Origin of the sequence: Hydrogenophaga sp. (genome assembly GCF_018780075.1) — a bacterium.
In the GTDB taxonomy this organism is placed as follows: Bacteria; Pseudomonadota; Gammaproteobacteria; order Burkholderiales; family Burkholderiaceae_C; genus Hydrogenophaga.
In genome coordinates, this window is sequence record NZ_JADMKB010000055.1 from 1 (window position 1) to 1039 (window position 1039).

The 1039-nt window shown below is 70.2% G+C and carries 1 protein-coding gene; it reads right to left on the minus strand.

The genetic code is table 11. The annotated features are described in order from the left end of the window. Positions 1–918: molybdopterin cofactor-binding domain-containing protein (locus tag IV088_RS11655; protein ID WP_291101995.1), on the minus strand; the 918-nt coding region annotated here is incomplete at its 3' end. Positions 919–1039 lie beyond the last annotated feature (121 nt).

The window sequence follows — 1039 nt, forward strand, 5'->3', positions numbered from 1 at the left end:
CATGAAGTCGTCGTCGCGGTCCAGCCGCAGCTTGACGGGGCAGCGCAGCTTGTTGGCCGCGACCGCGGCCCACACCGCCAGGTGACCGGCCTGCGTCTCCTTGCCGCCGAAACCGCCGCCCATGCGCCGGCACTCGACCGTGACCGCGTGGTTGGCCAGGCCCAGCGCGTGTGAGACCCAGTGCTGGACCTCGCCCGGGTGCTGGGTGCTGCTGTGGACCCACCACTGCTGCTGCTCCAGCGGCAGCACGTAGGCGATCTGGCCTTCAAGGTAGAAGTGTTCCTGGCCACCGACCTCGAAAGCGCCTTCCAGCTGGTGCGGCGCGCGTTTCAACGCCGCTTGCGCATCACCGCGGGTCACGTGCACCGGCGGCAGCACATAGCTTTCCAGCGCATGGGCTTCGTGCACCGTCAGCACCGGGTCCAGCGCCTCGATGGCCCACGTCACCAGCCGCGCGGCGCGGCGCGCGGTCAGGGCGTCGTCGGCCACGATCAGGCCGCCGACCTGGCCGAGGAACTGCACCGTGTCCATTGCGAACACCGGCTCGTCGTGCGCGAAGGCCGCCAGCGTGGTGTCACCCGGGATGTCGGTAACACCGATGAAGGCGCGCACACCGGGCAGGGCCAGCGCGGCCGTGGCGTCGATGCCCTTGAGCCGGCCATGCGCCACGGGCGAACACACCGGCGCGGCGTGCAGCGTGCCGCGCACCTCGGGGATGTCGTCGATGTAGGTGGCGGCGCCGGCCACCTGGGCGCGGGCGCTTTCATGGAATCGGGACTGGCCAGCCGCGGCAGCCCCGCCCGTTCGGGCTGAGCCCTTCGACAGGCGCAGGACAGGCACTGCCGAAGCCGTCGTGAGCCCTTCGACAGGCTCAGGGTGAACGGATGTGGTCGGTTGGAGAAGGTCGGGTGCGTTCATGTCAGGGCCTCCACGGTCTTGAGGCTGTCGAGGTTGATGCCCTGCAGGCCCTGGCTTTCGAGCCAGTAGCGCTGCAGCAGGTTGCCCAGCACGGTCTGTCGGTAGGCGGCGCTGGCGCGCA